The organism is Vibrio sp. Vb0349 (assembly GCF_033338975.1).
Genome location: NZ_JAWOTS010000129.1, coordinates 1 through 1,624, shown reverse-complemented (window position 1 = coordinate 1,624; position 1,624 = coordinate 1). Strand labels below are relative to the sequence as shown.

Annotated in this window: 2 protein-coding genes and 1 pseudogene; 1 reads left to right on the top strand and 2 read right to left on the bottom strand. The window is 42.2% G+C overall.

All coding sequences use genetic code 11. The features are described 5' to 3' along the window. Positions 1 to 190: pentapeptide repeat-containing protein (locus R7Q47_RS26930; RefSeq protein WP_411912881.1), on the bottom strand; the 190-nt coding region annotated here is incomplete at its 3' end. A gap of 72 nt (positions 191 to 262) precedes the next feature. Between R7Q47_RS26930 and R7Q47_RS23830 the strand changes: the two are divergent. Beyond that, positions 263 to 1,471: pseudogene (locus R7Q47_RS23830) on the top strand (IS4-like element ISVsa5 family transposase). A 9-nt stretch (positions 1,472 to 1,480) separates the two neighbouring features. On the opposite strand, the gene R7Q47_RS26925 reads toward R7Q47_RS23830, so the two are convergent. After that, on the bottom strand, positions 1,481 to 1,612 hold the full coding sequence (locus tag R7Q47_RS26925) for an AraC family transcriptional regulator (protein ID WP_283393412.1): 132 nt from the start codon (positions 1,610 to 1,612) through the stop codon (positions 1,481 to 1,483). Positions 1,613 to 1,624 lie beyond the last annotated feature (12 nt).

The window sequence follows — 1,624 nt, the reverse complement described above, 5'->3', positions numbered from 1 at the left end:
CATGGCTGCCGAAGGAACTAGACATGAGTATAGTGTCTTCAAAATACATCCCGCTCATGTATACACCGTCAAAACTAACGTAAGAAAGCTCGGCATTTGAAAATGTTACATCTTCTAAATACTCGCTGCTTACTTTAGTAAAGGAAAGCTTTGTTCTGATGAATCCCCTAATGATTTTTATCAAAATCATTAAGTTAAGGTAGATACACATCTTGTCATATGATCAAATGGTTTCGCCAAAAATCAATAATCAGACAACAAAATGTGCGAACTCGATATTTTACACGACTCTCTTTACCAATTCTGCCCCGAATTACACTTAAAACGACTCAACAGCTTAACGTTGGCTTGCCACGCCTTACTTGACTGTAAAACTCTCACTCTTACCGAACTTGGCCGTAACCTGCCAACCAAAGCGAGAACAAAACATAACATCAAACGAATCGACAGATTGTTAGGTAATCGTCACTTGCACAAAGAGCGACTCGCTGTATACCGTTGGCATGCCAGCTTTATCTGTTCAGGTAATTAGATGCCCATTGTTCTTGTTGACTGGTCTGATATTCGTGAGCAAAAACGGCTTATGGTATTGCGAGCTTCAGTCGCACTACACGGTCGTTCTGTTACTCTTTATGAGAAAGCGTTCCCGCTTTCAGAGCAATGTTCAAAGAAAGCTCATGACCAATTTCTAGCCGACCTTGCGAGCATTCTACCGAGTAACACCACACCGCTCATTGTCAGTGATGCTGGCTTTAAAGTGCCATGGTATAAATCCGTTGAGAAGCTGGGTTGGTACTGGTTAAGTCGAGTAAGAGGAAAAGTACAATATGCAGACCTAGGAGCGGAAAACTGGAAACCTATCAGCAACTTACATGATATGTCATCTAGTCACTCAAAGACTTTAGGCTATAAGAGGCTGACTAAAAGCAATCCAATCTCATGCCAAATTCTATTGTATAAATCTCGCTCTAAAGGCCGAAAAAATCAGCGCTCGACACGGACTCATTGTCACCACCCGTCACCTAAAATCTACTCAGCGTCGGCAAAGGAGCCATGGATTCTAGCAACTAACTTACCTGTTGAAATTCGAACACCCAAACAACTTGTTAATATCTATTCGAAGCGAATGCAGATTGAAGAAACCTTCCGAGACTTGAAAAGTCCTGCCTACGGACTAGGCCTACGCCATAGCCGAACGAGCAGCTCAGAGCGTTTTGATATCATGCTGCTAATCGCCCTGATGCTTCAACTAACATGTTGGCTTGCGGGCGTTCATGCTCAGAAACAAGGTTGGGACAAGCACTTCCAGGCTAACACAGTCAGAAATCGAAACGTACTCTCAACAGTTCGCTTAGGCATGGAAGTTTTGCGGCATTCTGGCTACACAATAACAAGGGAAGACTCACTCGTGGCTGCAACCCTGCTTACTCAAAATCTATTCACACATGGTTACGTTTTGGGGAAATTATGAGGGGATCTCTCAGTGCATTGCCTCCAATTCCCATAATTTATTACGCCGATAATAACTTGGTGTAACCTTAAAAATGTACTTAAATCGACGTGTAAAAGATTGTTGGGAATCAAATTGATATTTTAATGCGATCTCAAGGATAGTTTTTTTCGT